The organism is Dyadobacter sp. 676 (genome assembly GCF_040448675.1).
Lineage (GTDB): Bacteria > Bacteroidota > Bacteroidia > Cytophagales > Spirosomataceae > Dyadobacter.
Genome location: NZ_CP159289.1, coordinates 4,424,054 through 4,450,794, shown reverse-complemented (window position 1 = coordinate 4,450,794; position 26,741 = coordinate 4,424,054). Strand labels below are relative to the sequence as shown.

Below are 26,741 nucleotides of genomic sequence, written 5' to 3'. Positions count from 1 at the left end.
GAAACGTTGCCGCGTTTCCCGTTTTTTATGGTCTGATAGTGCTTTCCTCCAATACGTACCTCCTTTCGCTAGATTGTTGTTTGTAATTGAGCCCGGTACTCACCGAGATCGCTTCGAGTATATCGCGAATGTTTTCCTGCAAGTCCAGCGTTCCGCCAAACCGCACACCCGCGAGTTTCGGTTGTTTTAGAATAATATCAACACGGTAATACCGCGACAGTTTTTTTAAAATCTCGGTCAGCGGGGCGCTGTTCAGCACGAGGTAGCCGTCCTTCCACGACACATATTCCTGCACGTCCACCTGCCCAGTTTGCAATGTGGCCTGCTGCTGATCGTAGACTGCGCGGGTACCCGGCGTGATCTTCGTTTTTTCCGAGCCGAAAAGCGATTGACCCCGGGTGGTCAGCTCCACGCTGCCGGTTGTGAGCACGGCAGCGGTGTAATGATCGTCGGCATAGGCACTTACGTCGAATTCCGTTCCGAGCACTTTCACCTCCATGTCGCGGGTATACACGTGGAAAGGCACATCATCCGAATGTTTCACAGAGAAGAATGCCTGGCCTTCCAGGTACACTTCACGCCGGCGGGCGTCGAAATGCGACGGGTATACCAGCCGGGAGCCGGAGTTCAGCCAGATACGCGTACCGTCCGCGAGCGTAAGCACCGATCGCTTGCCGTAAGGCACGATCAACGTATTGAATTGCTGGTCCCCGGCCACCCGCTGGCCTATTGTCGATGAAGAGTCAACCTGAATGAGCGCGCCGTTCTCCTTGTATTCCACGCTCGAATTGTCTTTCCGCAAGCTTACCACGCGTTTGTCGGCCAGGATCAGCTGGGTTTCGTCCGGCCCGTTCGAGCCGCGGGCGGCGAATTCCTGCATCGTACGGGCGGTATTTTTGTAAAACACCAGATAGCCCACCCCGGCCAGCAGCAGCAATGTGACCGATGCCGCCGCGGCGATCCAGAAGGTACCGAACGATCTTTGCTTTCTCTGCGAAATGGTCTCTCCGACCTGGTTCCAGAGTTCTTCTTTTTCCGATGGGGAAAGGTTTTCATCACGGAGGGTTGTAAACAGAAGCTTCGCCCGCTCACCGGCCATTCTTTCCTCGTCGGTAAGATGGTCCGGTTCCGGCTGCTGCTTGTCTCTTTTTCTTCTCATGGTAGCACTTGTTTAATGCATAAGAGAAGAAAAGGCGGAGGATATAGACTTCTGAGACGATTTATTTTAACTAAAAACAGAAAATATTTTACTGGCAGCACATTATAAGCAGGATAGCGCCGAATTCGAGCTTTCCGCGCAGCTGTTTAAGGGCCCGGTAAATCAATGTGCGGCAGGTAGGCACGGAAATCTGCATAATGGCGGCGATTTCCTCGTAGTCGAGATCCTGGTGAAAACGCAGGTAAAGGATTTCCCGCTGGCGGTCGGGAAGCCGGTTGATCTCCGCTGCCAGGTGCCGCAGGATTTCACGCTCCTTTTCGTCCATGATCAGCTCCTGTTCGATGCTGAATGTAAATGTGTTGATCGCCAGCGAGTCTTCCGTATCCCAGCGGTCGAAATGCAACATCGATGACCTCCGGTACACTGCATGCAGTTTCCTACGGAGAGATTTGAGCAGGTAAAATCTGACATTGACATTCCTGGCCAGGTTACGCCGGTAGCCGTGTAAATCGATGAAGAGGTCGTGAATGCAGTCCTTTACGAGGTCGGCGTCGGTACTGTAACGCATTCCGAAGGCGTACAGCACGCCGGCGTACCGGTCGTACAGGTCGCTAAACGCATCGGGATCGCCGGAAATGAAGCGTAGCCAGGTGTCATGATCCGGGTCTGAATGTGTCATAGCGCAAATTTCAATGCATAATTTCCTCAAAACGGGTTTAAATGTAATGAGTATCCATTAAAGTTATCAATTATCTCCTGTTTCTTCTTCCTATTTTTATACCGGCTATTCCTGCGGTTTTGCAAACTTGCCAAGTCTCAGGATACTTTTTACTTTGCATCAAAAAAGCAATCAACATGGAACCAGCGCTATTGAATGAAGTCCCGTCGCTCGATCTGGCCGATTTTACATCGGGGGATGCCCGGCGCAAGCAGCAGTTTGTAGAGGACCTGGGTGCCGCATTCACCAATATCGGCTTTGTCGCCGTCAAAAATCACGGACTAAGCGACGACCTGCGCAATAATCTTTACGAAAGCGTGAAGGAATTTTTTTCGCAGCCGGACGAGGTCAAGAAAAAGTATGAGTTCCCGGAGCTGTTCGGCCAGCGCGGCTACATCAGCAAAGGCAAGGAAACGGCGAAGGGCTTCAAAGTAGCCGATCTGAAAGAATTTTATCACGTCGGCCAGCCGGAACCCATAGGCCGGATGCCATCCAATATCTTTCCGGAAGAATTCCCCGATTTCGAGAAATATACCCTCGAAGTTTACCGCACATTCGAGAATACCGGCAAAACGCTCTTACGCGCCATTGCGCTTTACCTCGGATTGCCGGAAGATTATTTCGAAGACAAGGTCAAAAACGGCGATAGCCTGCTCCGCGCATTGCATTATTTTCCCATTCCCGATCCCGACCTTGTACCGGAAGGCGCCGTTAGGGCAGCGGCCCATGGCGATATCAACCTGATCACGCTGTTGATGGGCGCCAGCGCCGAGGGCCTGGAAGTGCTCCGACGCGACGGGCAGTGGATCGCCATCACGGCGTTACCTGACCAGATCGTCGTCAATGTAGGCGATATGCTCGACCGGCTAACGAACCATAAGCTTAAATCGACCATTCACCGGGTCGTGAACCCGCCGCGCGAGAAAATGGGGACATCCAGGTATTCGATTCCGTTCTTCATGCACCCGCGCGCGGACATGGACCTGACCAGCCTGGAAAGCTGCATTAGCCCTGAACATCCGAAGCTGTATACCGATATGACTGCGGGGGAATTTCTCGATGAACGCTTGCGGGAACTCGGTTTGAAAAAATAAAAGTACCCTCAGCTTGTCTTACCCGCCCATCCGCCGTTTTCGTTACATCATTTATCTGATGGATGTACTCCTGCTGTCGCTCACAGCATTCGGAGGCCCGCAGGTGCACCTGATGATGATGATCGAACGGCTCGTCCATAAGCGAAGGTACGTTACAGAGGGGGAGCTGCTTGAATTACAGGCGCTTTGCTCCATTCTTCCCGGCCCCAGTTCTACACAGACGGTCACGGCCATAGGGCTGAAAATAGGCGGTCAGCCGCTTGCCTACCTGACGCTGCTGGTGTGGTCGCTGCCGGCGATGATACTGATGACGCTCGCCGCGATCGGTATCCATTACCTCGAACGGAATGCCATCTCACTGGACTTCACGCGGTTTGTGGGACCTATGGCGGTCGCATTCCTGATGTACGGCGCGTCGTCGATTGCCCGGAAAGTCATTCATAACACCCAGGGCTGGACATTCCTCGTCATCTCGACGATCCTCGCCTACCTTTATCCCTCACCCTACATGACGCCCGTGCTGATTGTATGCGGTGGCGTAGCGGCGTCGCTTAATTTCAAGAAGCACGAAAAAATGGAGAAGGGTGAAATCCGCATCAAATGGCGGCCCATTATCTTCTGGATTTCCGTGCTGATTACGGCGGCTATCATCGGTAAAATCACCAATTCGTTACCGGTGAGGCTTTTCGAGAACTTTTACAGGAACGGCAGCCTGGTTTTCGGCGGCGGCCAGGTACTTATCCCTATTTTATACAACGAATTCGTAACGTTCAAGCATTACCTGACAGAGCAGGAGTTCCTCGCGGGCATGGCGCTTACGCAAGTGGTGCCGGGACCGGTATTTTCCGTTGCGACCTTCGTTGGAAGCGTATCCCTGCAATCGCACGGCTGGTTCGGGCAGATCGTCGGGGGATTTGTGGCTACCGCGGGGATTTTCCTGCCAGGCACATTCTTTATTTTTTTTGCCTACCCGTTCTGGGACCAGCTGAAACGTTACCGGGGCATCCGCGCGTCGCTCGAAGGTATTCACGCCGCCAGTTGCGGCCTTACCATCGCCGCCGCGATCTCGCTGTTTCAGCCGATGATGACCAGCATTCAGCCCGTCGCAACGGTCATCGCTACGCTCATTGTCGTCGCATTCGGCAAAGTGCCTTCTTACCTGATTATCCTGGCAGGGTTGTTACTGGGACTCGTGTTCTAGCACCGGATTAATGGGACAACGGGAAAGGTTGTGTATATTTACCTAGACTTCATTGCAAAACTTAACACGAAGGTATATGCTTTTGGAACTCAATGATAATGTAATCAAAAGTACCGGACTCTCCGAGCACGAGTTGAGGGTCGAGCTGGCTGTGCGTCTGTATGAAGATGGTAAAATTACTATCGGCCAAGGTGGCACCATGACCGGGCTGGGTAGCATTCGCTTCCAGAAAGAACTGGGAAAGCGCAAAATTGCCTGGCATTATGATATAGAGGACTTCGAAGCAGATCTGGAAACACTAAGAAAGCTTTCAAGTGATCGTAGTAAGTGACACATCTGTTATCAGTGCACTTGTGCAATCGGGACATTTACATGTCCTTCAAAATCTTTACGGGAGGATAATAATACCGAATGGGGTATTTCTGGAATTGCAGGAGTTAAATGTTGCATTCCGACATAAACTTGCATTGGATTGGATCGAAATCCGAGAAGTTTCAAGCACTTCACTTTTGGAAGAACTAACCGAAGTTCTTGATACGGACGAGGCGGAAGCAATTGTACTCGCGACAGAAGTGCGTGCGGATTTACTTTTGATCGATGAAATAAAGGGCCGGACCGTTGCTACACAGATGGGTTTATCCGTGATCGGAACTTTGGGTGCTCTGGCGGAAGCAAAGGAAAAGAATTACATAGTTGCCGTGAAACCAGTGATTGACATATTAATAAATCAATGCGGATTTTGGATTAAGCCCTGCCTCGTTGAAAAAGTTTTGAAATCAGTAAATGAATTATAGTAGTACCAGAATTAGCATTCCCAACCCCAATGACCAGACACCACCTAGCCCTAGTAACATTCCTTTTCCTCACTGCATTTACTACAAAAGCCCAGATCAGCACCTCACCAGGCTTTTTGCAAAAGAATAATACGAACATGGCCCGGCAATGGGTCGATTCTGTTTTTGCGACGCTGACACCCGATGAACGCATTGCGCAGTTGATTATGGTTGCCGCGGTATCGGATACCAAGCGGGCATTGATTGATCCTAAAACCAGTAGCCCCACCGCCGTCGAGAAGCTGATCCGCGAAAACAAGGTAGGCGGGATCGTGTTTTTTCAGGGCGGGCCGGTACCACAGGCGCGGTTGACAAACTATTATCAGTCTATTTCGAAAGTGCCGCTGCTGGTGGCGATGGACGCGGAATTCGGGCTGGCAATGCGGATCGACAGCACGGTTCGCTACCCCTATCAAATGACTTTGGGTGCCATTCAGGGCAATAATGACCTCATTTACGAAATGGGCGCACAGGTAGCTAAACAGGCTCGCAGGCTGGGAATGCACATTAACTTCGCGCCGGTCGCGGATGTCAACAATAATCCCGACAACCCCGTAATCAGTTTCCGCTCTTTCGGGGAAAATAAATATAAAGTTGCTGAAAAGGCTGTTGCCTACATGCGGGGGATGCAGGACAATGGCCTGCTTACCAGCGCAAAACACTTCCCCGGCCACGGCGATACCGGCACCGATTCGCATTATGACCTACCCCTGATTTCGCACTCCACAGGACGCATCGATTCCCTGGAACTTTACCCGTTCCGCGCGCTGATCGACAATGGACTAAGCGGTATGATGATCGCGCATCTGAGTATTCCGGCGCTCGATAAAACGCCTAACCTTCCTTCTACACTTTCCAAACCAATTGTGAGCAACCTGCTGCGCAACCAACTCGGTTTTAAGGGGTTAATTTACTCCGACGCAATGAATATGAAAGGGGTAACCAAATACTTCCCCGACGGCAAAGCCGATGCCATGGGCCTGGAAGCGGGTATGGACCTGCTGGAATTTACCGAAGATGTAAACAAATCCATCGCAGAGATCAAAAAGAGCATCGCAGAGGGTAAAATCACACAGGCTGAAATCGATTCCCGCTGCCGGAAGGTGCTTGAAGCGAAGGCTTGGGCCGGCCTTAACCATTACAAACCGGTCGACCTCGACAATCTGTACCGGGATTTGAACCCAAAAGCTGCTGAACTCACGAACCGCCTTTTAACCGAAAATGCATTGACAGTCCTGAAAAACGAAAACAACATTCTGCCGCTTCGCGAGCTGGATACATTAAAAATCGCATCCATTTCCGTAGGCGCCGATACTGTTACCACTTTCCAGAACACACTGGGGCTTTACACGACCGTCGACCATTTCCAGATCCCGGCCAAGGCTACCGCCGCGCAAATCGAGGCGGTGCGTTCGAAACTGAATGCATACAACCTGCTGCTGGTGGGGGTTCATTTGGGCAGTATTTCACCCCGTACCAACTACGGCCTCACCGAGCCAATGAGTACGGTTTTGCAGGAACTGATCGCCACTAAAAAAGCGGTGGTTTCCGTTTTCGGCAATCCTTATGCTTTGAACAAAATGCCCGGAACCGACGGCGCCCGGGCATTGATAATGGGATACCAGCTCACACCTTACACACAGGACCTCTCGGCGCAGCTGATTTTCGGCGCTATTCCGGCGCGGGGCAAACTTCCGGTAACCGTCAATGCGCAATTCCCATACAACGCCGGCATCGAAACACCGGCAATAGGCAGATTGAAATACACCATACCGGAAGAACTTGGGCTGGATTCGGAGGTCGTTACATTTAAAATAGACTCGATCGCGAATACCGCGATAACGCAAAAAGCGACTCCCGGTTGTGTGGTGCAGCTCGCGAAAGACGGCAAAGTTTTTTTCCGGAAGGCTTACGGCAAACATACCTACGAGGGAAACCACCCGGTAAAATTGACCGATCTCTACGATCTGGCTTCGGTTACCAAAATCACCGCCTCGACCCTCGCCCTGATGAGCCTCTGGGACCAGAAAAAGTTCGATCTGGGCGCGACGATGAAGGATTACTTGCCCGATTTCAAAGGTTCCAACAAAGCTGATCTGCAGTGGCGGCGCGTTCTTACGCACAGCGCGCGCCTGAAAGCATTCATCGTCCTCTGGAAAGAAGCCCAGAAGCCCGACGGAAGCTGGAAGAAGAAAACGTTCAGTACCAAACAATCAAGGCGTTACCCTATTTCGGTAGTGGACGACAGTCTGTTTATTTTCAAAAATTATGACAAAACCATTTTCAAATCCATCCGGGATTCGCCTTTGAACGAGAAAGAAGGGTACGTGTACAGCGACCTTTCGTTCATTCTCTACCCGCAGATCGTAAAGCGGCTTAGCGGGGAGAATTTTGAGGATTACATCAAAAATCACTACTACCACAAGCTCGGCGCCAATACACTGACTTTCAATCCGAAACGATTTTACAATCTCAACGATATCGTGCCGACGGAGCGCGACACGTTTTTCCGGATGACACAACTCCATGGCCAGGTACACGACGAAGCCGCGGCAATGCTTGGAGGCCTGAGCGGCCACGCGGGGCTCTTCGGCACTTCCAACGATGTGATGAAGGTTTGGCAGATGTATTTGCAGGACGGCTATTACGGCGGCCAGCAGTTGCTGAGCAAAGACGCGCTGATCGAGTTTACGCGCTACCAGTATCCCGAAGAAGGAAGCCGCCGGGGTATCGGATTTGACAAGCCTACCTTTAAATACAGCGGCAATGCGCCGCGTCATGCAAGCCCTTCGAGCTTCGGGCACACGGGTTATACCGGCATCATGACGTGGGCCGACCCGGCGTGGGGGCTGAACTACGTCTTCCTGTCGAACCGGGTGTATCCGACGCGCGAAAACAACAAGATTTCCACGATGAACATCCGGACATCGATCATGGACGTAGTGTACGAGCAGCTGTTAAAAAAGTAACCCGGGTTACTCGCGCCAAACCATGAACTTGCTACTTTTGTAATATCCACGAACCAGTTTTTAACAATGTACTATCGATTTGACAAAGAAAAAGCATCCCGGCGGCCCGGAATCACGCCGTTGAAGGAAGCTATCGATCAAATGCTCGATAAGTACAAGCTGCGTAGCCGTTTCGACCAATCCTATGTGGTTGCGCATTGGGACAAGATCATGGGTTCGGCCATCGCTACCCGTACCCAAAAGGTGTATATCAAGGATGGCATTCTGTTCCTGCAAATCGAGTCCGCACCGCTGCGTAACGAGCTTTTCCGGGCAAAAAGCAAAATCATCGAGCTGATCAACCGCGAAATGGGCAGCGAGCTCGTGCAGGACGTGATTTTTGTCTGATGCTTTCCAACCGGAAAATTTGCAACTTCAATCCGTAATCGTCATCGAAGAACATGACTACGCTGACGATAAAGACCGAAAAAGAAGAAGTGATAGAGGCCGTGAGAGCACTTTTGCGGGGGTTTGAAGTTGCATTCGAAGAAAGAAAAGAATTACTAGTCCTATCTTTGCCGCGAAAATAGAAGCAATCAAAAGGCATTGCTTATTAATCTGAATGAATCCAATCCAATTTCCTGCATTCCTGCAACCCGGTGACCGCGTCGGGGTCGTTGCTCCCGCCAGTATTGTGAAATATGAAGACGTCGTTCCCGGCATCAGGTTGTTTACCGAACAATGGGGGCTTGAAGTGGTCGAGGGAAAAACCCTGAGAACTTCGTTTAACCAGTTTTCAGCCTCCGACGACGACCGGTTGGCGGATGTGCAGCAAATGCTGGACGATCCCTCGATTAGAGCTATAATTGCCGCCCGGGGAGGCTACGGCTGCTCGCGGATCGTGGATCGCCTCCATTTCGACAAATTCGTCAAAGTCCCCAAATGGATTATCGGTTTCAGCGACCTGACAGCCTTCCTTGCCAGGACTTTCCGGCTCGGCTACGCTAGTATTCATGCACCGATGGCCAAAACCATCACATGCGCGGGCGCGGAGCTGGCGGCGGAATCGCTCAGACAAATGCTTTTCGGCGAATTGCCAACCTACGATGTGCCTGCTCACCCTTTCAATCGGGCCGGGCATGCAACGGCGCAGGTTGTTGGAGGAAATCTTTGCCTGCTCGCACACATGATCGGATCGGAAACGGAAATCGATACGGATAGTAAAATCCTTTTTATCGAGGACATCAATGAATATTTGTATAACCTCGACCGGATGATGATCCAGCTGAAACGGTCGGGCAAACTGGACAAGCTCGCGGGGTTGATCGTGGGGCAGTTTACCGACATGAAGGATAACAACAGTCCTGTCTTCGGCAAGGATTCTTACGAAATTATCCGTGAACATGTGGCCGGCTTCGATTATCCGGTGTGCTACGATTTCCCGGTTGGCCACGTTGGCGACAATCGGGCGATAGGTGTAGGTATGACGGCCGCATTGAGCGTGTCGGAGAAAGCCGTGCAACTCCGTTTCCTCTCAAATTCCACCGTTATATAGCTCAGAAATATGACAAATTTCAAGGATAAGGTTGTCTGGATCACAGGGGCATCGTCGGGTATCGGCGAGGCATTGGCCATGGCTTTCGCCAGACAAGGCGCGAAACTCGTGCTTACTGCACGCCGTCGCGAGGAACTGGAAAGGGTAAAACACCAAACGGCATTGCCTGACGCTGATATATTGGTCCTGCCGTTGGATGTTACCCGGTTCGACCAGGCCCGGCCTGCTGCCGACCAGGTAATCGCGCATTTCGGGCGTGTCGACATTATGGTCCATAACGCGGGTGTCAGCCAGCGTTCCTACATCAACGACACGGATCTGGAAGTTTACCAGAGCCTGATGAACGTCAACTTTTTTAGTACAGTGGCACTTACAAAAGCGGTCCTGCCACATATGATCGCCCGGCAGTCGGGACATTTTATTGTCATGAGCAGTGTCGCGGGGAAGATAGGTACGATCATGCGTTCGGGCTACAATGCCGCCAAACATGCTTTGCAAGGTTTTTACGACTCCCTGCGCGCCGAGGGGTATCAGCATAATATCAAAGTCACCACCATCTGCCCGGGATACATCCGCACGAATATTTCATTGAATGCACTGAATGCTTCGGGGGACAAATTCGGCAAAATGGATAGTAACCAGGCCAGGGGCATTCCGGCCGATGTGTGTGCAGAAAAAATACTCGACGCAGTCAGGAAGGATAAAAAGGAAATCTATATTGGAGGGTTCAAAGAAGTTGCCGCCATTTACCTCAAAAGGTTCTTCCCGAGCCTGCTGTTTGATCAGGTCAGGAAGAACATTCCGGAATAGCCCCTATGGAATTGCCGCTATGGAATAGCCCCTATCGAAAGGCGCTATTTAATTTTTGATTTTTCCAGATAATCGGTCGCCAGGCGGGCGATGGAACGCACGCCGAGTACGAGGCTGCCTTCGTCGACGTAGAAATCCGGCGTATGGTGCGGGGCGGCTTCGGCAACGCTCTTACCTTTTGGCATACCCCCTAAAAAGAAGAAGAAACCGGGTACTTTCTGTTGATAATAGGAAAAATCCTCTGCCCCGGTTTTGGCCGGGATCAGATTCACGTTCTCTTTACCCGCCACGTTTTCCAGCGTTCCGATCATTTTGGCGGTCAATGCTTCGTCATTGAAAGTCACCGGGTACATGACATCGATATCCACGGACGCGGTTGCCCCTGCACTTTCTGCAATATTCGTAGAGATATCTTTCAGGCGCTCATGTACGTACGAATGCATTTTTTCGTCGAACGTACGGATCGTGCCGATCATTTTTACCGACTCCGGGATGATATTCTGCCGCACGCCGCCGTGAATAGCGCCGATTGTTACGACGGCTGGAGCATGCGTAAGGTCGAGGTTGCGGCTGACAATCGTTTGCAATGCATTGACGATTTGCGACGACGTCACGATCGGATCGACGCCAGACCACGGATATGCCCCATGTGTTTGCTTTCCTTTTACATCGATACTGAAAAAATCGACCGCTGCCATCGTTGCGCCCGGGCGGTAGGCGATCTTCCCTACTTCGATCTGCGAGTCGATATGTAAGCCAAAAATCGCGGCGACTTTCGGATTTTCGAGTACTCCTTCCCTCACCATCAGTTCCGCTCCTCCCTCCTCACCTTGCGGGGCGCCTTCTTCGGCCGGCTGGAATATGAATTTAATGGTTCCGGGAAGCTCATTCTTTACGGATGCCAAAACTTCGGCCACACCCATGAGTATCGCCACGTGCGTGTCATGCCCACATGCGTGCATGACGCCCGTATTTTGTCCGTTGTATTCGGTGGTCACCTTCGACTTAAATGGCAGATCCCCCCGCTCGGTTACCGGCAGGCCATCCATATCGGCACGCAGCGCCACTACCGGCCCCGGCTTTCCACCTTTCAGCATCCCGACGACCCCTGTATGCGCTACGCCGGTTTGCACGTCGATGCCCAGCTGTTTCAGGTGATTGGCAACTTTCTCTGCGGTCTTAAATTCCCTGTTACCCAGCTCTGGATTCTGGTGAAAATCACGCCGCCATTCGACCAGCTTCTTTTCCAGCGCCGGCGCTTTCTGATCGATCGTCCTGGCGAGCGGCGACTGGGCCAATGCAATATGGCCTGAAATACCGAGCAAGACGGTTGCCAGCGAAACATTCCATCCGAATAAGATAGATTTGGTAAAGGGAGTAGTCATGTAAGATTCTCAAAATATAACATCAGATTTTTCAAGATCGGAAACATCATCTAAGCTTCCAAAATGAATTTGCAACTTTACCACTTCAAGGCTCCTTGTTATCGCATAAAAAAGGCCTTACCCCGCAATGAGTAAGGCCTTGGTTATGCGAGACTGCGTTTATTAATGCTCGTCTTCCTGGAAGCCAGTGCGACGGTAGCCGGCATATTCATACTGTTCTCCCGGCACTTTCTTGAATTCGAATTTCACATAAATAGAATCCGTCTTGTTCCCTCCCGGAGTGGTTGCGGCGCCCTTGATAATCTTTCCTTCCAGAATCGACACCGCGCTTTCTCCTGTGTTAAGGTTTGGCAGATCGGTGGTTGGATTAAAAGTCAAGCCCCCCAAGATTCACTTTTGAAATCACCCTGAGAGGTGGATATTTATAGTCGACCAGCATACCATGATCGTCTACGATGAGATCTGTCTCGTTGTTTTCGGCAGTATTAGACGTCGTGATTAGGTGATAACCAAGATCCTGGTTTTCTCCCCCCGAATATACCTGAACCCACCATTCACCGCACATTGCCTGCAATTTCGTACCTTCTATGGCCGGCTCACTACCAAGATCGCAGGAAGCCAATGCGAACACCAATAATATCAGAGAATACTTTATATATTTCATAACGTCCATTTTATTGTTTTTCAAAAGTACGAAGCGCTGTACCGAAGCCCGGGTTAATTACTACCCAGCTATAAGACACGCCTTCCTTGATAGTAGCATCGGTACATTCGAATGCGTTGCCGGGCGTCAGCTGATAGGGAACACCAAGCTTGCCTTTATCGAAGTAATAAAAGAGAACTGCATCGCTCGGAGCGGGTACTGCAACACCGCCGACGTTGTCCGACCTGTACAGGTTCTCAGCGACTTTCGTCACCTTGGAAACCCCGAAAGCACCCGCATTACGTTTATAGGACCCCGAAATATCAACTCCCCAGGCAGCATTGGAAATAACCCCGACATACCTGTATTCGGTGGACGAATAACCATCCTTGTTCACCGCATCGTATTGGATCACATACACCCCCGGCGTCTTGGTGTCCACCGAGCCGGTAACTTTCACCTCGATGTCCTTATCACCTTCCTTGGCCGTTGCACCCGCGTCCGTGAAAGTTCCGCCTACCTTTACCACATTCCATTGATCACCCTTAAGTGTGATAATGGGATAATAGGTAATTGTAGAAATACCTTCTGTTACCTTGTCCTCGTCGCACGAAAACGCTGCGAACAAGGTCAAGGCTACCATTAGCAGTTTTATTCCTTTTTTCATAATATCTGTTATCAATGACCTGTGATTATTTCATCCACCAAACCTTCTGGGTAATCGGTACGGAGGGAGGCGTATTAACATTAACATCTCTCGACGCAGCGACGTATGGAATGCGCTTGGGCAATGCATTATTGGTTACTGCTTCTATCGACACCGTCCATTGACCGGGAACGTAGTTATTGGCTGTCGACCTTACCGGGGACTTCTCGGGATAACCAGTGCGCGCCTGATCCAGAAACGACTCGTATCCCTGCCGGAACATCGCAACCCATTTCTGGTACATAATCGCTTTCAGTTTCGCTTCAAGGCCGCCTGTCGCAGGATATTCATAAACACCGCCTTTTGCGATTTTCTTGGCATCAAATGCAATGTTAAATTTTGCGTAGGCAGCAGGAACAGCTTTTTCATAAAACTCCTTCGCTTTCGCATCGTTACCGATACGCAGGTACGCTTCTGACAACAGGAAATAAACCTCATCGATACTGAAAAAGTAGAAGGGATCGGTTGGGGACATTTTTGCTACGCTGGGAGTGCCGGGGGCAACGGATGCATTATCGTAATCACCCTGTTCAAGGCCGTATTGACCTGTCGCGCCAGGTGTAAAGTAAGCCGCGAGGCGTGCATCGTCACCGTTAGCCTGCAAGTAGGTTTGCAGCGTCCTGCTCAAACGAAGGTTGGTAGACGTGTTGAGCTGGCGTACGTTTGTTTCATATAATGGATTACTGCGGTTCGGCTCGTCGACGAACTTGGTCAGCGCTGCATCATCTTCCAGAAAGGGAGTGTTGGCATCCAGCATGGCTTTGATCGCCGCAACAGCCTGAGTCGCATTAGGGCTCGCAGTCTGGCGAAGATACATTTTCAGTTTCAGCGTGTTTACAAAACGCTTCCATTGATCGATCTGGTCGTCGGCACTCAAACCGCCGTAAATGAGGTCGGAAGACACCGCAGTGGATTTACCATTATTAAAGTCGAGCGCCAGGGCAGCGTCGAGTCTCTTCAGCAACTCGGCATATACCGCCGGGCCGTCGTCGTATTTCGGCGATTTATTCGTTTCGACCTGCAATGCCTCGGTCAAAGGAATTTTGTCGAAAAAGTCAGCCAGCAACTGGAAACCATAGGTCTGCACGGCTACCGCCTGCAACACCATATTGTTATTTCCGCTGGCGGTCGCTTTGTTCTTAATGTCCTCGAAGTCGTTTAAACCACCTGCGTACAACTCGGTCCACAGGCCATTGTAATCCGACGGATTAAGATCGTATGCATCGATATTGCGATACTGGGAGCTTGCGTTGGACTGCGTCCAGTGCTGCGACCAAATTCCGCCAATGATCGCCAGATCACCTCCAACAGCACCCACCACAGACGCTTGCGCAGCCGGCAACACGAACTCCGGTGCGACGTTGGTCGGGTTGTTCGGATCTTCGTTCACATCCAGCCAGTCGTTGCAGGAGCCCAGTGAAAGTGCCGCAAGCAGCAATACACTATTTTTTATGATACCTTTCATTTGAAGCCTAATTAGAATGATAGATTTAACTGAACACCATACGTCGCAGTCGAAGGTCCCGCCGCGAATTCGCCATAGAGGTTTTTCAGGCTGGTTCCGAACGTATTGGCTTCGGGGTCAACAAAGTGGTTGCCCTTTGGCGTCCACAGGATCAGGTTACGGCCGAAAATACCCACGGATGCACCCCTAACCGGCAGTTTTTCCAGCGATTTCTTGGGGATGGTGTAAGTAAGCGATACGTTTCTGAGCTTGAAGAAGGTCTTCGGCAGAACGTGGTTGTATTCGTTAGGCGATGTAGATCCGCCGTAGTACGTATACACATCCGCACGCGACACCGGAACGTTATTGGGCACATAGCCTTCGTCCGTTTTGATCACAGAACCCGGTACTACAAACGGCTCTCTGTCATTGTATTGCGTCATGTAAGCATTTCCGTTGAAGTAGTTCAGGCGTGCGGTGTAAGAATAGAACACACCACCGTTGCGGTAGTCGCCATTCGCACTTAGTCTGAAACCTTTGTAATCGAGGTAAGTTGAAACGCCCAGCGTATAGTTCGGGTTGATGGAACCTCTGTATGTTTCTTCTGAGCTTACCAGCGGCAGGCCGTTTGTCGGGTTCACGATGATGTTACCATTCGGATCGCGTTGCACATCGGGCGAGTAAATGGCGCCCAGCGGCTTGCCTACCACTGCGCGAAGCTTCACGTTGTAGCTGCTGTTCAGGAGAATATTTCCTGAGCCGCCTTCAAGACCCAGCGATTCTACCTCGTTCCAGATCTTGTTGTAATTCACGGTAACGCCCCATTCGAATTTCTCGGCACGTACCGGGATCAGGTTCAACGCTAACTCGACACCTTTGTTTCTCACGCTACCCAGGTTGACTGTCTGTGCGGTAGCACCCGTTGCGGGTTCGAGATTAAGGCTGATAATCTGGTTTTTGGTGAGCTTGTTATAATAGCTCACGTCCAGCCCAACTCTTCTTCCGAAGAACCCGAGTTCAAGACCGCCTTCGTATTCGGTAGAGATTTCCGGTTTCAGCGCCTGGTTCCCAGGGTTGTTGGACACCTCGTATGCATTCACACCACCGAACGGGAAGTTGATGCTACCAAAGCCACCGGCGCGGATCGAACCCGGAACATACACCGAGTAGATCTGATAGGGCTCGGCATCATTACCCGCGGAAGCCGCTGCAAAACGCACTTTTACGAAAGGAATCTCCGCAGGCAGCTTGAATACATCCGAAAGTACGGCGCTGATGCTCGCGCTTGGATAGAAGTAGGAGTTTTTGCCTTTGGGCAGCGTACTACTCCAGTCGTTCCGCGCACCGACAGTCAGGTACAACCAGTTATCGAAACCGAATGTAGCCTGACCATACACACCTACGAGCCGACGTTTGCTGCTTGTGGCGAAAGTGATCGGCGTTACGGAACTGTTCGAAAGGTTATAGAACCCGGGAAGGTCAAGATTGGTAACTTTTGCAAAATTGGTCTGCGCAGTTCTTTCATTGAGGTTATGTCCCAGGAACGCCTGCACATCGAACCGTGATCCGAAATTGTGTTTGAAATTGAAGATCAGGTCGCTGTTGAACTGGCGGTTCTGCCTGGCCAGCTGCGATACGCCACCGAAAACATTGTTGGCGGAACTGTTTGGAGTCCCCGGGGTTATTTTCCCTACGTTACCCCAATCTTTCTGAAATGCATCGGAATAGTCGCCACCGACCCTGAATTTTACATCCAGGTCTTTCAGCAGCTGATACCCGAACTCGATGTTACCGAAAATGCGGTCCTCGTCGTAATTGTTCCCCTGGTTATAAAGTGTCCAGTAAGGATTTTGTGCGTATGGCGTAAAATAATTATCCAACGTCATGAACTTGTAGTACGGGCTGTTAGGGTCCAGCAGCGCTTTTGAATCCACTATTGAGTGGTCGCGCGGGATCTGGATAATCTCCTGCCAAACGACCTTACCGCTCCCGGCGTCATCGCCCTGGCCGGTTGCAATCACTTTCTGATTCTTGTGAACGTAGTTGATGTTTGAATTCACCGAGAACTTATCCAGTTTCAAACCACCATTCAGGCTCAATGTGTTACGTTTGTAAGAGTCGGCATTGGTAGGCACAACCCCGTCTGCCGTCGCATTGGAGTACGCCACGCGGTAGTTGGCAGTTTCAGTGCCGCCCGACACCGCAATGCTGTTATTCCACTCGTATCCTTTGTCGAAAAAGTCTTTCAGATTATCTTCCTGTGCCGAGAAAGGCTTCCAGCATTTGCGAGTTATCCACGATATTTCCCCAAAGACGTGTTTTACCGTCAAGTTTCGGCCCCCATGAACCGTTCTCGATGCGGTCGAACAAACCGCTCCATCCCTGGCCGTAGGTATTTTGCAGGTGAGGAACGCGCAGAATCGTGGATTGGGCGAACGAAGACGATACGTCGACCTGTGTTTTACCCGACTTGCCTCTTTTGGTAGTGATCAGGATAGCACCATTGGCAGCGCGGCTACCGTACAATGCCGACGCCGAAATACCCTTCAGTACAGTAATGCTTTCGATCTCGTTAGGGTTGATATCGTTCATCTGGTTACCGAAGTCCATCGAACGGTTAAAGTCGTCGTTGGCGTTCTGCGCATTGGTTGACGAAGTGTTTCCCCGGTTGTTCATCGGCACGCCGTCGATAACGAAAAGCGGCTGGTTGTTACCGGTCACAGAGTTGAAACCGCGGATATTCAGGACCGTAGACGCACCCGGCGCTCCTGACGCGGTGTTCACTGACAGGCCCGGCACACGCGCATTGAGGGCGTCGAGCGGGCTGGTGTTTCTCGCTTCTGTGATGGATGTATTGGAAATGGTGGCCGTACTGTAACCTAGCGACTTGCGCTCGCGGGAAATACCCAGCGCGGTTACCACTACTTCGCCAAGTTGCTGGGCATCAGCCACCATCGTTACGTTGATCGTCGTTTTCGAACCGACCACGATGCTCTGGCTCAGATAACCCACAAATGAGAACACGAGTGTTCCTGACGAGGGGGCTGAAATCGTGTACTTTCCGTCGATATCTGTTGTGATACCTCTGGTAGTACCTTTTAGGGTGATGTTCACACCGGGGAGTACGCTTCCGTCGTCGGCGGTCACAACTCCCGATACTTGTTTATCCTGGGCAAACGCCTGCCAGCCAGGAATCAATAAGCACCCTAAGAATAGAAACAGTAGAGTCTTTCTCATACAAAGGATTTAAAGTTTGTTTAAACAGGATTTAATTGCGTCTAAGGTTACAAAACTAATCGTTGTTTCAATCAATTACAATGCCCTGCAAATCAACCGTCAGAATATAATTTGGCACAACTGTATTTTTATTAACAGATTGTTAGCCAGAACCTGGAAAAGACGTGAATAAACGTATTTGTTAGAAGTTCACAGTTTCCCCCGCAATCCTGATCAAAATTGCAACGCTGCCTTCCTTTCCTTGAATAATTTTCAAACAATTCAAATATTTACTACAAAAGGAACACATACCAAAAGCCGGTTTCAAGCTGCCTAAATGCGCCCTCCCAGCCTCCGGAAAATTTATTTTAACCTACAAACAATATTAAAAAAATCCAAATATTTATTTCAAATAGTCCGATTACCGGATAGCGACGCCCCCTGCTGGTCCGGCGGCCGTCCCAATTTAGATTCATTCTTCCGAAAAGCTGCGTATAGACACTGCGTCATCTTGTGTCCGGGTTTTGCGCCGTTTACCGGCTTTCGCTGCCGATCAATGCGAAAACGTTAAAAAAAAGGCCTCGTTATTAACAATTAATTAAAATCAAGAGACTTTTTAAAAAAATCCCATATTTGAAAAAATTGCAAAAAATCGCCACTTCTACATAGAAAATTCGCCTATTTGACGGGTCATGCCAAAGTAAATTTTGAAAATTCGCAATGAAAAGATTGTAATGGTTAAACTAATAGTTATTTTTGCAACATTATGTTTACATAACAAACCTAACTTTATTATTGATTTATGAGGAAGACTTTATGCTTCTTAACGGGGTGTTTGCTGCTGTTACTGACGCAGCTTCATGCCCAGGATCTCGCAGTGACCGGTAAGGTCACCGCCGAGGACGGCTCGATACTTCCGGGCGTTAACATTTCTTTGAAAGGTACTACTCGCGGTACAACCACCGATACAGAGGGAAAGTACTCGATCTCCACCTCGACGGGCGCCACGCTTGTTTTCAGTTTTATCGGTTTTCAAACACAGGAAGTAGTCGTGGGAAACCAGTCCGTCATCAACGTATCGCTAAAAAACGATGTCAGCCAGCTTCAGGAAGTGGTAGTTACCGCACTTGGGCAGGAACGTAAAAGAAATGAACTTGTTTACGCGGCCCAACAGATCAACAGCGAACAGATCGTTCAGGCACGTAACCCGAACGTGATGAACTCGCTGGCCGGGAAAATTGCCGGTCTGGATATCAAAACCAATAATAACCTCGGCGGCTCGACCAGTGCGGTGATCCGTGGCTATAAGTCGATTACGGGCAATAACCAGGCGCTGTGGGTAATCGACGGTGTGCCGGTAACCAACGCCAACACCAACTCGTCGGATCAGCAAACCGGCCGCGCGGGAACCGACTATGGCAATGCGGCATCCGATATCAACCCCGACAACATTGCCTCAGTGAACGTTTTGAAAGGTGCAGCGGCAACCGCGCTTTACGGCTCGCGGGCAGCCAATGGTGTAATCCTGATCACCACCAAGCAGGGGCGCAAGAACAGCTTCGACGTGACCGTCAACAGCGGCGTAACCTGGGGCAAGATCGACAAAACCACCTATGTGAAATACCAGAAGGAATATGGTGCGGGGTACGGCGGCGACGGGTCTAAAAACCAGTTCTACCGCGGCAATCTCGGCTCGGGAGAAGGGGATATCGCTATATTTGACGCCGATGCTTCTTTCGGTGCGAAATTCGACCCCAACAGAATGGTGTACCAGTGGGACGCATTGGACCCTTCATCTCCGACGTACGGCAAAATGACGCCCTGGGTAGCCGCCAAAAACGGTCCCGACGCATTTTTTGAAACAGCCGTAACCTCCAATCAGAGCGTAAACATTCTCGGCGGCGGCGAAAACACGACTTTCAAAGCCGGCTTTACGCGCAGCGACGAAAAAGGAGTTCTTCCTAACAGCAAATTGGGTAAAAACCTGTTCAATTTCTCGGCATCGTTCGACCTCACCAAGAAACTGACTATTTCGGCCAATGCAAACTATTCACAAATTAAAGGTGTGGGCCGCTACGGCACTGGTTACGATGGCAAAAACCCTAACCAGCAGTTCAGACAGTGGTTCCAGACCAACGTAGACCTGCTCGAACAGAAAGCGGCCTATTTCAGAAACAGGCAGGATGTGACCTGGAACTGGGGCAGCCCAACCAAGCCATTCGACCAAAACGGCCCGATCTACTCCGAAAACCCATACTTCTCGCGCCACGAGAACTTCTCGAACGACTCGCGTGACAACTTCTTCGGTTACGCTGCGGCGGTTTACAAAATCGCTCCGTGGGTCGACCTCACTACCCGTTTCGCGTACAACGGCACGCAGGACATGCAGGAAGAGCGCATTGCGTTCGGAAGCTCCGACCCTGCTCAATACAAACGCTATAACAGAGGTTTCAACGAGACGAACCTTGACGTGATCTTCAATTTCCGCAAGGCCATTACCAAAGACATCAACTTCTCCGGTCTGGCGGGTGGAAGCATGCGCCGCTCGACAGAAAGCTCGATCCGCGCTCAAACTAACGGCGGTATGGTGGTTCCGGGCCTGTACTCGCTTTCCAACTCGGCCAACCCGATCGAAGCGCCTGTTGAAACTTACAGAAGAATCGGTGTAGATGGTCTTTATGCACAGGCATCATTTGGTTACAAAGATCTCGTGAACCTGGACCTCACTGCTAGACAGGACAAATCGACTACATTGGTCAAAGGTCAGAACACGTACTTCTATCCCGCTATTGGTGCCAACTTCAACATTTCCAACCTCGAGGGACTGAAAAGACTCGGCTGGCTGACCATGGCGAAACTGAGCGCAAACTATGCGGAGGTAGGTAACGATGCGCCATGGGGTAGCACCATCGACGTGTACGACAAACCAACCGGCCTGGGTAGTATTCCTTATTTCACATTAAGAAATACCAAAAACAATCGCGAGCTGAAACCGGAAAGAACAAAAAGCTACGAATTTGGCCTTGAAAGTGCATTCCTGAACGACCGCGTGGGGTTAAACTTCACTTATTACCGGTCTCAGACCCTGGATCAGATCCTTCCGGTATCTATCACCGCTGCGACGGGATACGCATTCCGTTATGTTAACTCCGGCGAGGTTCAGAACAAGGGTATCGAGATCTCCGCATATGTAACACCGATTAAAATACAGGACTTCTCCTGGACCCTGAATGTCAACTTTGCAAGAAACCGTAACAAGGTGGTTAGTCTGTATGGCGAAGGTGCTACAAAAGTTACCAACGTTCAGATCGCCAGCCTTCAGGGCGGTGTCTCTATCAACGCCGCGGAAGGGCAGCCATTTGGCGTCATCCGCGGAACGAACTTCGTCTATCACGAAGGAACCGGCCAGAAAGTGGTTAAAACAAACGGTATTTATGCCGCCACAGCCAGCTCCGCCGAGATCATCGGTAATCCGAATCCGGACTGGATCGGAGGCGTAAGCAACACATTGAAATACAAAACTCTTTCGCTGAGCTTCCTGCTCGATATCCGTCATGGCGGCGATATCTGGTCGCTGGATCAATGGTATGGCGAAGGGACCGGTCTGTACCCGATCACAGCCGGCCTGAACGAACTGGGCAATCCTAAGAGAAACCCGGCCTATCTGTACGACAAGGACGGCAAGAAAATTGGCAACGCGCCGAATCAGGGCGGTGTGCTGTTCCCGGGTGTGCAGGCCGACGGGACGCCCAACACTGTCCGCGCGGAAAACGTGGACGGTAACGGCGCCACTGCTTACGGCTACCCGGGCAACCCGCCAAGAGCGATGTACATCTACGACGCCAGCTACATTAAACTGAGAGAAGTAGCCCTTACCTACGCACTTCCGCAGGCGATCGTAAGCAGACTGCGTGCATTTAAAGAGATCGATATCTCATTGATAGGCCGCAACCTTTGGATTATTCATAAAAATATGGAATTCCAGGACCCGGAAGAAGGCCTGGGTTCGGGCTTGCTGAATGGTGCAGGTGGCTACCAGAGTGGTGCTTATCCAGCAGTAAGAAACTATGGTTTCAATGTTAAATTCCGTTTCTAAAACGATATGAAAAAATTAATCATTCTTTTCCTTCCGTTCCTTATGCTGACGGCGTGCGTCGACAGCCTGGACGATTATAATGTGGATACCAAGCGCCCATCGACGGCGCCGCCTGTTACCCTGTTCTCCAATGCGTTGAAAGGCCTGGCCGATACATTGACCAGCCCGAACGTCAATGTAAACAACTACCGTTTGTATGTTCAGCACTGGACTACCACCACTTACCTGGACGAGCCTCGCTACAACGTTACCGCCCGTATCGTTCCCGAGGCCTTCTGGCGCGGATTATACAAAGGTGTGATCTCCGATTTGAACGAATCGAGAAGGCTGATTAACGCCGACCAATTCCTGTCTCAAGAAACGAAGGATGTTCAGCTGGCACAGATTGAAGTGGTGGAAGTGATGACTTGGGCTGCATTGGTCAACACGTTCGGTAACATCCCTTACTCGGAATCCATGAACCCGGAGAACCCGCTTCCTAAGTACGACGATGCGAAAACCGTGTATGACGCGATCCTGGCCCGTCTGGACGCGGCGCTTCCAAAACTCGAATCCAAGGGAACGCCATTCGAAGGCGGCGACCTGCTTTATAAAGGCAACATCTCGCAATGGGTGAAATTCGGTAATTCGCTCAAACTGAAACTGGCGATGATCATCGCCGACAGCGATCCCGCAAAAGCGAAGAAAATGGTAGCAGAAGCGGCTCCGAACGTATTCACCAGCAATGCCGACAAAGCAGCTTTCCCATATATTTCAACCCCGCCCAACAACAACGTGATCTCGCAAAACCTGAATGCGCTTTTCACAAGCCGTCAGGATTTCATTCCGGCAGCAACAATTGTAAACCCGATGAATGATCTGAACGACCCCAGGAAAGAGCAATACTTTACAACGATCGGTGGCAAATATGTAGGCGGCCAGTACGGGTTCCTCAATACCTATTCAAACTTCTCGCATGTAAGCGATATTATTATCGCTCCTGATTTCGAAGCGTTGCTGCTGGACTACTCGGAGGTAGAATTCCTTTTGGCAGAAGCAGTGGAAAGAGGTTTCATCAACGGCAATGCGGCCGAACACTATAATAAAGCAATAACCGCCTCCATCGAATACTGGACTCAGCAAGACCCTCGTTCTTCCGTTTCGGGAACCGGTGCTGCACGCGCTGCGGCTTACCTGGCCCAACCGAAAGTTGCATATGCTACCGCGGAAGGAAACTGGAAGCAAAAAATTGGTTTCCAGAAATGGCTTGCACTCTATAATAGGGGCTGGGAAGCATGGGTTGAATGGAGAAGACTGGATTATCCGAAACTTTCTCCCCCATCCGGCGGGAACGTTCCGGCCGGTCTGGCGATCCCCGTTCGGATGATTTATCCGATCGTAGAGCAAACCCTCAATGGCGCTAACCGCGCCGCAGCGGCAGACGCAATCGGCGGTGACCTGATTACAACTAAATTGTGGTGGGATAAATTCTAAAACCGGCCCACTAATTAAAAAAAGCAAGAGAGGCGATCTTCGGTCCGCCTCTCTTGCTTTTTTTACACCTAATACAATTCTTGATAATACAGTATACCGGATAAAAACCCATTTCCGCCGGTTACTGGATGTATTTCTTTAATGCCCTTCCAACCGACGTAAATTCAGAGCCATAAGGTTTTCGAAAACCCTTCACTACAAACCTGACTTCTGGATGAAATCACTACTACTCTTCTTCGGAGCCGGCATAATCCTGCTCTTATTCGGACCTGCTCACGCACAAACCCACGAAGTAACCGGGCAAGTCACGGCGGAGGACGGCTCTCCGCTCCCCGGCGTGAATATCACTTTGAAAAGCACCACAAAGGGAACCACCACAGATGATCAGGGCCGGTATACTATATCCGCAGATCCCGGCTCGCTGCTCGTTTTCAGTTTTATCGGTTTTAAAAACAAGGAGATCCCGGTTGGCAACCAGACCAAACTAAACGTAAGCCTGATAAGCGACGAAACGCAATTACAGGAAATCGTCGTCACATCGCTCGGCATCGCCCGCGAGAAGAAGGCACTTGGCTACGCTGTACAGGAAATCAAAGCCGAAAAACTCACGCTCGCACGCGACCCGAATATCGGCAATGCGCTGGCCGGCAAAATTGCCGGTGTGCAGGTCCTCGGCCAATCGGCAGCGAAATTCGGGACACCCAGCATTCGCATCAGGGGGATCAACTCGCTGGCAGGCAACGACCCGCTCTACGTCGTGGACGGCACCCCTACCGATATCAGCATGGTGAATATGGATGATGTAGAGTCCCTGACCGTTTTGAAAGGCCCTTCCGCCACCGCATTGTACGGCAACCGGGCTTCGGCAGGTGTGGTGGTGGTGACGACCAAAAGAGGAAAATCCGGCGAAACCTCCCTGACCCTCAACCAGAGTATGACCATGGATCAGGTATCGCTATTGCCCAAATACCAGAATGAGTATGGGGGAGGCTATTCGCAGGAATGGGAAACCTTCAAATTTGATCCTAAAATACATCCCGCCGCATGGGCTTCCCACGAAGGCCAGCGGATACTGGATTACTCCGCCGATGAAAGTTGGGGTCCCAAACTGGACGGCTCCATGCACCGGTCGGCATTCTCATGGCAGCCTGGTGAAGGTTTCGGAAAGGAAACGCCATCTGTAGCACATCCGAACAACGTCCGCGATTTCTTCGAAAAACCGGTGAGCTATAATTCAAACGTTGCGTTTTCGAAAGCAGGCGACAGCTATTCCTCCCGTATTTCGTACACCCATATCGTCAACAACGGTATCGTCCCGAACAGCCGGCAACTCCGCGATTACATTAGCGCAAAAACCGCCATCACTTTCGCCAAAAAACTGACAGCCGAACTGAATGTAAGCTACACCGGCACGAAAACGGATAACACACCCGCGGATCGCTACGGAAGTACGGGCGGTACGGGCCCCGGAACGGCTCTTTTTAACACCAACAATTCCACATTGAACGGCTACAATCAGACGACCGGATCGTTCAACCAGTGGTTCCAGCGCCAATTGGATATCGAGGACCTTAAAAATTACAAAAATCCCGACGGCACTTTCCGGAGCTGGAACATCGGCAGCCCTACGGATGCGCGGCCAAAATATTGGGACAGCCCTTACACGCAGGTATATGAAAACACGAACGTCAACCGGCAGCAACGCATTTTCGGCGATGCCGGGCTCACATATCACGTTGCCGACTATCTGAAAATCACGGGCAAATTTCGCCGCGATTATGGTACCTATTTTATGGACGGGCGTGTAGCCTCGGGCACCTTAAATGCCGGCGGACTGGGAGCTTACGCTTATCTGACCGGCTCGATCTTCGAAAACAACTATGAGAGCATTATCAGTTTTGACAAGGATATTCAAAAACTATCCGTACTTATAAATGCAGGCGGCAACATACGCTTTAACCGGACGGAAGGAACGCTCCAGGCTACTGCAGGCGGCCTTACTACACCCGGCTACTACAATATAGCCGCTTCCAAGGACCGTCCGGTAACAGCCAATTACCTTTTTGAAAAGAAGGTAAACAGCGTATTTGCCAATGCCAGCCTGGGATATGGCGATTTCCTTTTCATTGAAGGCTCGGTACGAAACGACTGGTCGTCGACACTTCCGGCATCAAACAATGCGTATCTGTACCCTTCCGTTTCCACAAGTCTCGTGTTCTCGGAATTTATTCCTGCCAATCGGGTGCTGACGTTCGGAAAGCTGCGGGCCGGGTATGCGCAGGTGGGAACAGACCTGGGGCCGTACCAAACTGCGCTTAGCTACAATTCCGGCGCATTCTACGGAACAAACCCCTCCATGACGCTTCCCGGCACCCTGCCCAATTCGGCCCTGAAACCGGGAATGTCGTCGTCTTATGAAGGCGGGATCGACCTGCAATTTTTTGGCAACCGCCTCGGAATGGAATTGACAGCGTACCAAAACAAGAACAGCAACCAGATCATACCGCTGGCAGTAGCATCCACGAGTGGTTATAACAATGCGGTAGTCAACGCCGGGTTGATTACTACCGCCGGGCTTGAACTCCATCTTTCGGCACAACCTGTCAAAACAGACGCTTTTGTTTGGGAGCTGGACATCAACGCCGACCGTAACCGGTCGAAGGTCGTCGAGCTTACCGAACAAAGCGACAACTATCGCCTGGACGGTCCGCAATGGCGGGCACTCACACTCAATGCGCGCAAGGGAGAAGATTGGGGAATGCTGGAAGGGGTCGGCATTAAAAAAGATGCGAAGGGCAGAAGGGTCGTCTACTCGGCCACACCCGAAAACATCAAGGCGGGTAAAGCCGGCCTGTATGTGAAAGAAAACAATGTCAATCTCGGCAATGTGCTGCCCAAGTTCAAAGGCGGGATGATCAATGCATTCGAATACAAAGGTTTCACACTGCAAGCCAGCACCGACTTTGTCGTGGGAGGGAAGTTTTTCTCCGTAACCCGCATGTTCAACGCGGGGTCGGGCCTCTCGGCGGAAACGGCGGGAAACAACGAACTCGGCAACCCGAAACGCGACGACCCGGATAAAGGAGGAGGCATATTGCTGGACGCCGTGACGGAAGACGGCCAACCCAATACCCATCGGGTCGACACCCAAAATCTGTACGAAAACTGGCTCTTCGCACTCAACGAATACTGGATTTACGACAAAACCTACGTTAAACTCCGCGAATTGTCGCTGGGTTACAAACTCCCCCGAAGAATGCTCGGCAAGCATGTCAAATCAGCCAGTATATCCCTCATCGGGCGCAACCTGCTCCTGATTTACAGTGCTATCGGAGGAGGGATCGACATTTCCGAAACCGAAACGCTCTGGTACGAGGGAGGGCAACTTCCGCCCGTACGGTCGCTCGGCGCAACATTAAGAGTAGGTTTTTAAATCCTCATCTACCTCAAATTCAATTCG

Annotated in this window: 20 protein-coding genes; 11 read left to right on the top strand and 9 right to left on the bottom strand. The window is 50.9% G+C overall.

Features of this window, described 5'->3' with window-relative positions; genetic code table 11:
* Nucleotides 1–25: 25 nt before the first annotated feature.
* Both ABV298_RS19950 and ABV298_RS19945 read right to left on the bottom strand, forming a co-directional pair.
* On the bottom strand, nt 26–1,159 hold the full coding sequence (locus ABV298_RS19950) for a FecR domain-containing protein (RefSeq protein WP_353717931.1): 1,134 nt from the start codon (nt 1,157–1,159) through the stop codon (nt 26–28).
* 88 nt (nt 1,160–1,247) lie between these two features.
* Complete coding sequence (locus ABV298_RS19945; protein WP_353717930.1) at nt 1,248–1,838, bottom strand: sigma-70 family RNA polymerase sigma factor; 591 nt, start codon at nt 1,836–1,838, stop codon at nt 1,248–1,250.
* A 176-nt stretch (nt 1,839–2,014) separates the two neighbouring features.
* Here ABV298_RS19945 and ABV298_RS19940 point away from each other — a divergent pair, with 176 nt between their 5' ends.
* The 8 genes from ABV298_RS19940 (at nt 2,015) to ABV298_RS19905 (ending at nt 10,318) form a co-directional block, all read left to right on the top strand.
* Nucleotides 2,015–2,971: a 2-oxoglutarate and iron-dependent oxygenase domain-containing protein gene (locus tag ABV298_RS19940; protein ID WP_353717929.1), complete on the top strand. Its 957-nt coding sequence runs from the start codon at nt 2,015–2,017 to the stop codon at nt 2,969–2,971.
* A gap of 58 nt (nt 2,972–3,029) precedes the next feature.
* Nucleotides 3,030–4,172, top strand: a complete 1,143-nt coding sequence (chrA, locus tag ABV298_RS19935) for a chromate efflux transporter (RefSeq protein WP_353723217.1) — start codon at nt 3,030–3,032, stop codon at nt 4,170–4,172.
* Between the two features lie 76 nt (nt 4,173–4,248).
* Nucleotides 4,249–4,503 carry a UPF0175 family protein gene (locus tag ABV298_RS19930; protein ID WP_353717928.1) on the top strand — a complete coding sequence of 85 codons (255 nt, stop codon included), beginning with the start codon at nt 4,249–4,251 and terminating at the stop codon, nt 4,501–4,503.
* 178 nt (nt 4,504–4,681) lie between these two features.
* Nucleotides 4,682–4,966, top strand: a complete 285-nt coding sequence (locus tag ABV298_RS19925; RefSeq protein WP_353717927.1) for a DUF3368 domain-containing protein — start codon at nt 4,682–4,684, stop codon at nt 4,964–4,966.
* A gap of 29 nt (nt 4,967–4,995) precedes the next feature.
* Nucleotides 4,996–7,974 (top strand): glycoside hydrolase family 3 N-terminal domain-containing protein, encoded by a 2,979-nt coding sequence (locus ABV298_RS19920; RefSeq protein ID WP_353717926.1) that lies wholly within the window; start codon nt 4,996–4,998, stop codon nt 7,972–7,974.
* Between the two features lie 66 nt (nt 7,975–8,040).
* Complete coding sequence (locus ABV298_RS19915; RefSeq protein WP_353717925.1) at nt 8,041–8,361, top strand: DUF721 domain-containing protein; 321 nt, start codon at nt 8,041–8,043, stop codon at nt 8,359–8,361.
* Between the two features lie 214 nt (nt 8,362–8,575).
* Entirely contained in the window at nt 8,576–9,508 is a 933-nt protein-coding gene (locus ABV298_RS19910; protein WP_353717924.1) for an LD-carboxypeptidase, read from the top strand.
* Nucleotides 9,509–9,517: 9 nt separating this feature from the next.
* Entirely contained in the window at nt 9,518–10,318 is an 801-nt protein-coding gene (locus tag ABV298_RS19905) for an SDR family oxidoreductase (RefSeq protein ID WP_353717923.1), read from the top strand.
* A 44-nt stretch (nt 10,319–10,362) separates the two neighbouring features.
* Here ABV298_RS19905 and ABV298_RS19900 read toward each other — a convergent pair whose 3' ends face one another.
* From ABV298_RS19900 to ABV298_RS19870, 7 genes are all read right to left on the bottom strand, one after another.
* Entirely contained in the window at nt 10,363–11,703 is a 1,341-nt protein-coding gene (locus ABV298_RS19900; protein WP_353717922.1) for an amidohydrolase, read from the bottom strand.
* Between the two features lie 162 nt (nt 11,704–11,865).
* Entirely contained in the window at nt 11,866–12,081 is a 216-nt protein-coding gene (locus ABV298_RS19895) for a lipid-binding protein (RefSeq protein ID WP_353717921.1), read from the bottom strand.
* Nucleotides 12,071–12,367: a lipid-binding protein gene (locus ABV298_RS19890; RefSeq protein WP_353717920.1), complete on the bottom strand. Its 297-nt coding sequence runs from the start codon at nt 12,365–12,367 to the stop codon at nt 12,071–12,073. The genes ABV298_RS19895 and ABV298_RS19890 overlap by 11 nt, the downstream gene beginning before the upstream one ends.
* Nucleotides 12,368–12,377: 10 nt before the next feature.
* Nucleotides 12,378–13,013 carry a DUF5011 domain-containing protein gene (locus tag ABV298_RS19885; RefSeq protein WP_353717919.1) on the bottom strand — a complete coding sequence of 212 codons (636 nt, stop codon included), beginning with the start codon at nt 13,011–13,013 and terminating at the stop codon, nt 12,378–12,380.
* A 25-nt stretch (nt 13,014–13,038) separates the two neighbouring features.
* Entirely contained in the window at nt 13,039–14,517 is a 1,479-nt protein-coding gene (locus tag ABV298_RS19880) for a SusD/RagB family nutrient-binding outer membrane lipoprotein (RefSeq protein ID WP_353717918.1), read from the bottom strand.
* Between the two features lie 11 nt (nt 14,518–14,528).
* The gene (locus ABV298_RS19875; protein WP_353717917.1) at nt 14,529–16,826 is read right to left on the bottom strand and encodes a TonB-dependent receptor; all 2,298 of its coding nucleotides are present in this window, start codon (nt 16,824–16,826) and stop codon (nt 14,529–14,531) included.
* A complete protein-coding gene (locus ABV298_RS19870; RefSeq protein ID WP_353717916.1) occupies nt 16,747–17,733 on the bottom strand; it encodes a TonB-dependent receptor plug domain-containing protein in 987 nt (328 codons plus the stop codon). Before ABV298_RS19870 ends, ABV298_RS19875 begins: the two co-directional genes overlap by 80 nt.
* 781 nt (nt 17,734–18,514) lie before the next feature.
* Between ABV298_RS19870 and ABV298_RS19865 the strand changes: the two genes are divergently transcribed.
* The 3 genes from ABV298_RS19865 (at nt 18,515) to ABV298_RS19855 (ending at nt 26,714) form a co-directional block, all read left to right on the top strand.
* Nucleotides 18,515–21,808, top strand: a complete 3,294-nt coding sequence (locus ABV298_RS19865) for a SusC/RagA family TonB-linked outer membrane protein (RefSeq protein ID WP_353717915.1) — start codon at nt 18,515–18,517, stop codon at nt 21,806–21,808.
* A gap of 6 nt (nt 21,809–21,814) precedes the next feature.
* On the top strand, nt 21,815–23,281 hold the full coding sequence (locus ABV298_RS19860; protein WP_353717914.1) for a SusD/RagB family nutrient-binding outer membrane lipoprotein: 1,467 nt from the start codon (nt 21,815–21,817) through the stop codon (nt 23,279–23,281).
* A 214-nt stretch (nt 23,282–23,495) separates the two neighbouring features.
* The gene (locus ABV298_RS19855; RefSeq protein WP_353717913.1) at nt 23,496–26,714 is read left to right on the top strand and encodes a SusC/RagA family TonB-linked outer membrane protein; all 3,219 of its coding nucleotides are present in this window, start codon (nt 23,496–23,498) and stop codon (nt 26,712–26,714) included.
* The last annotated feature ends 27 nt before the right edge of the window (nt 26,715–26,741 follow it).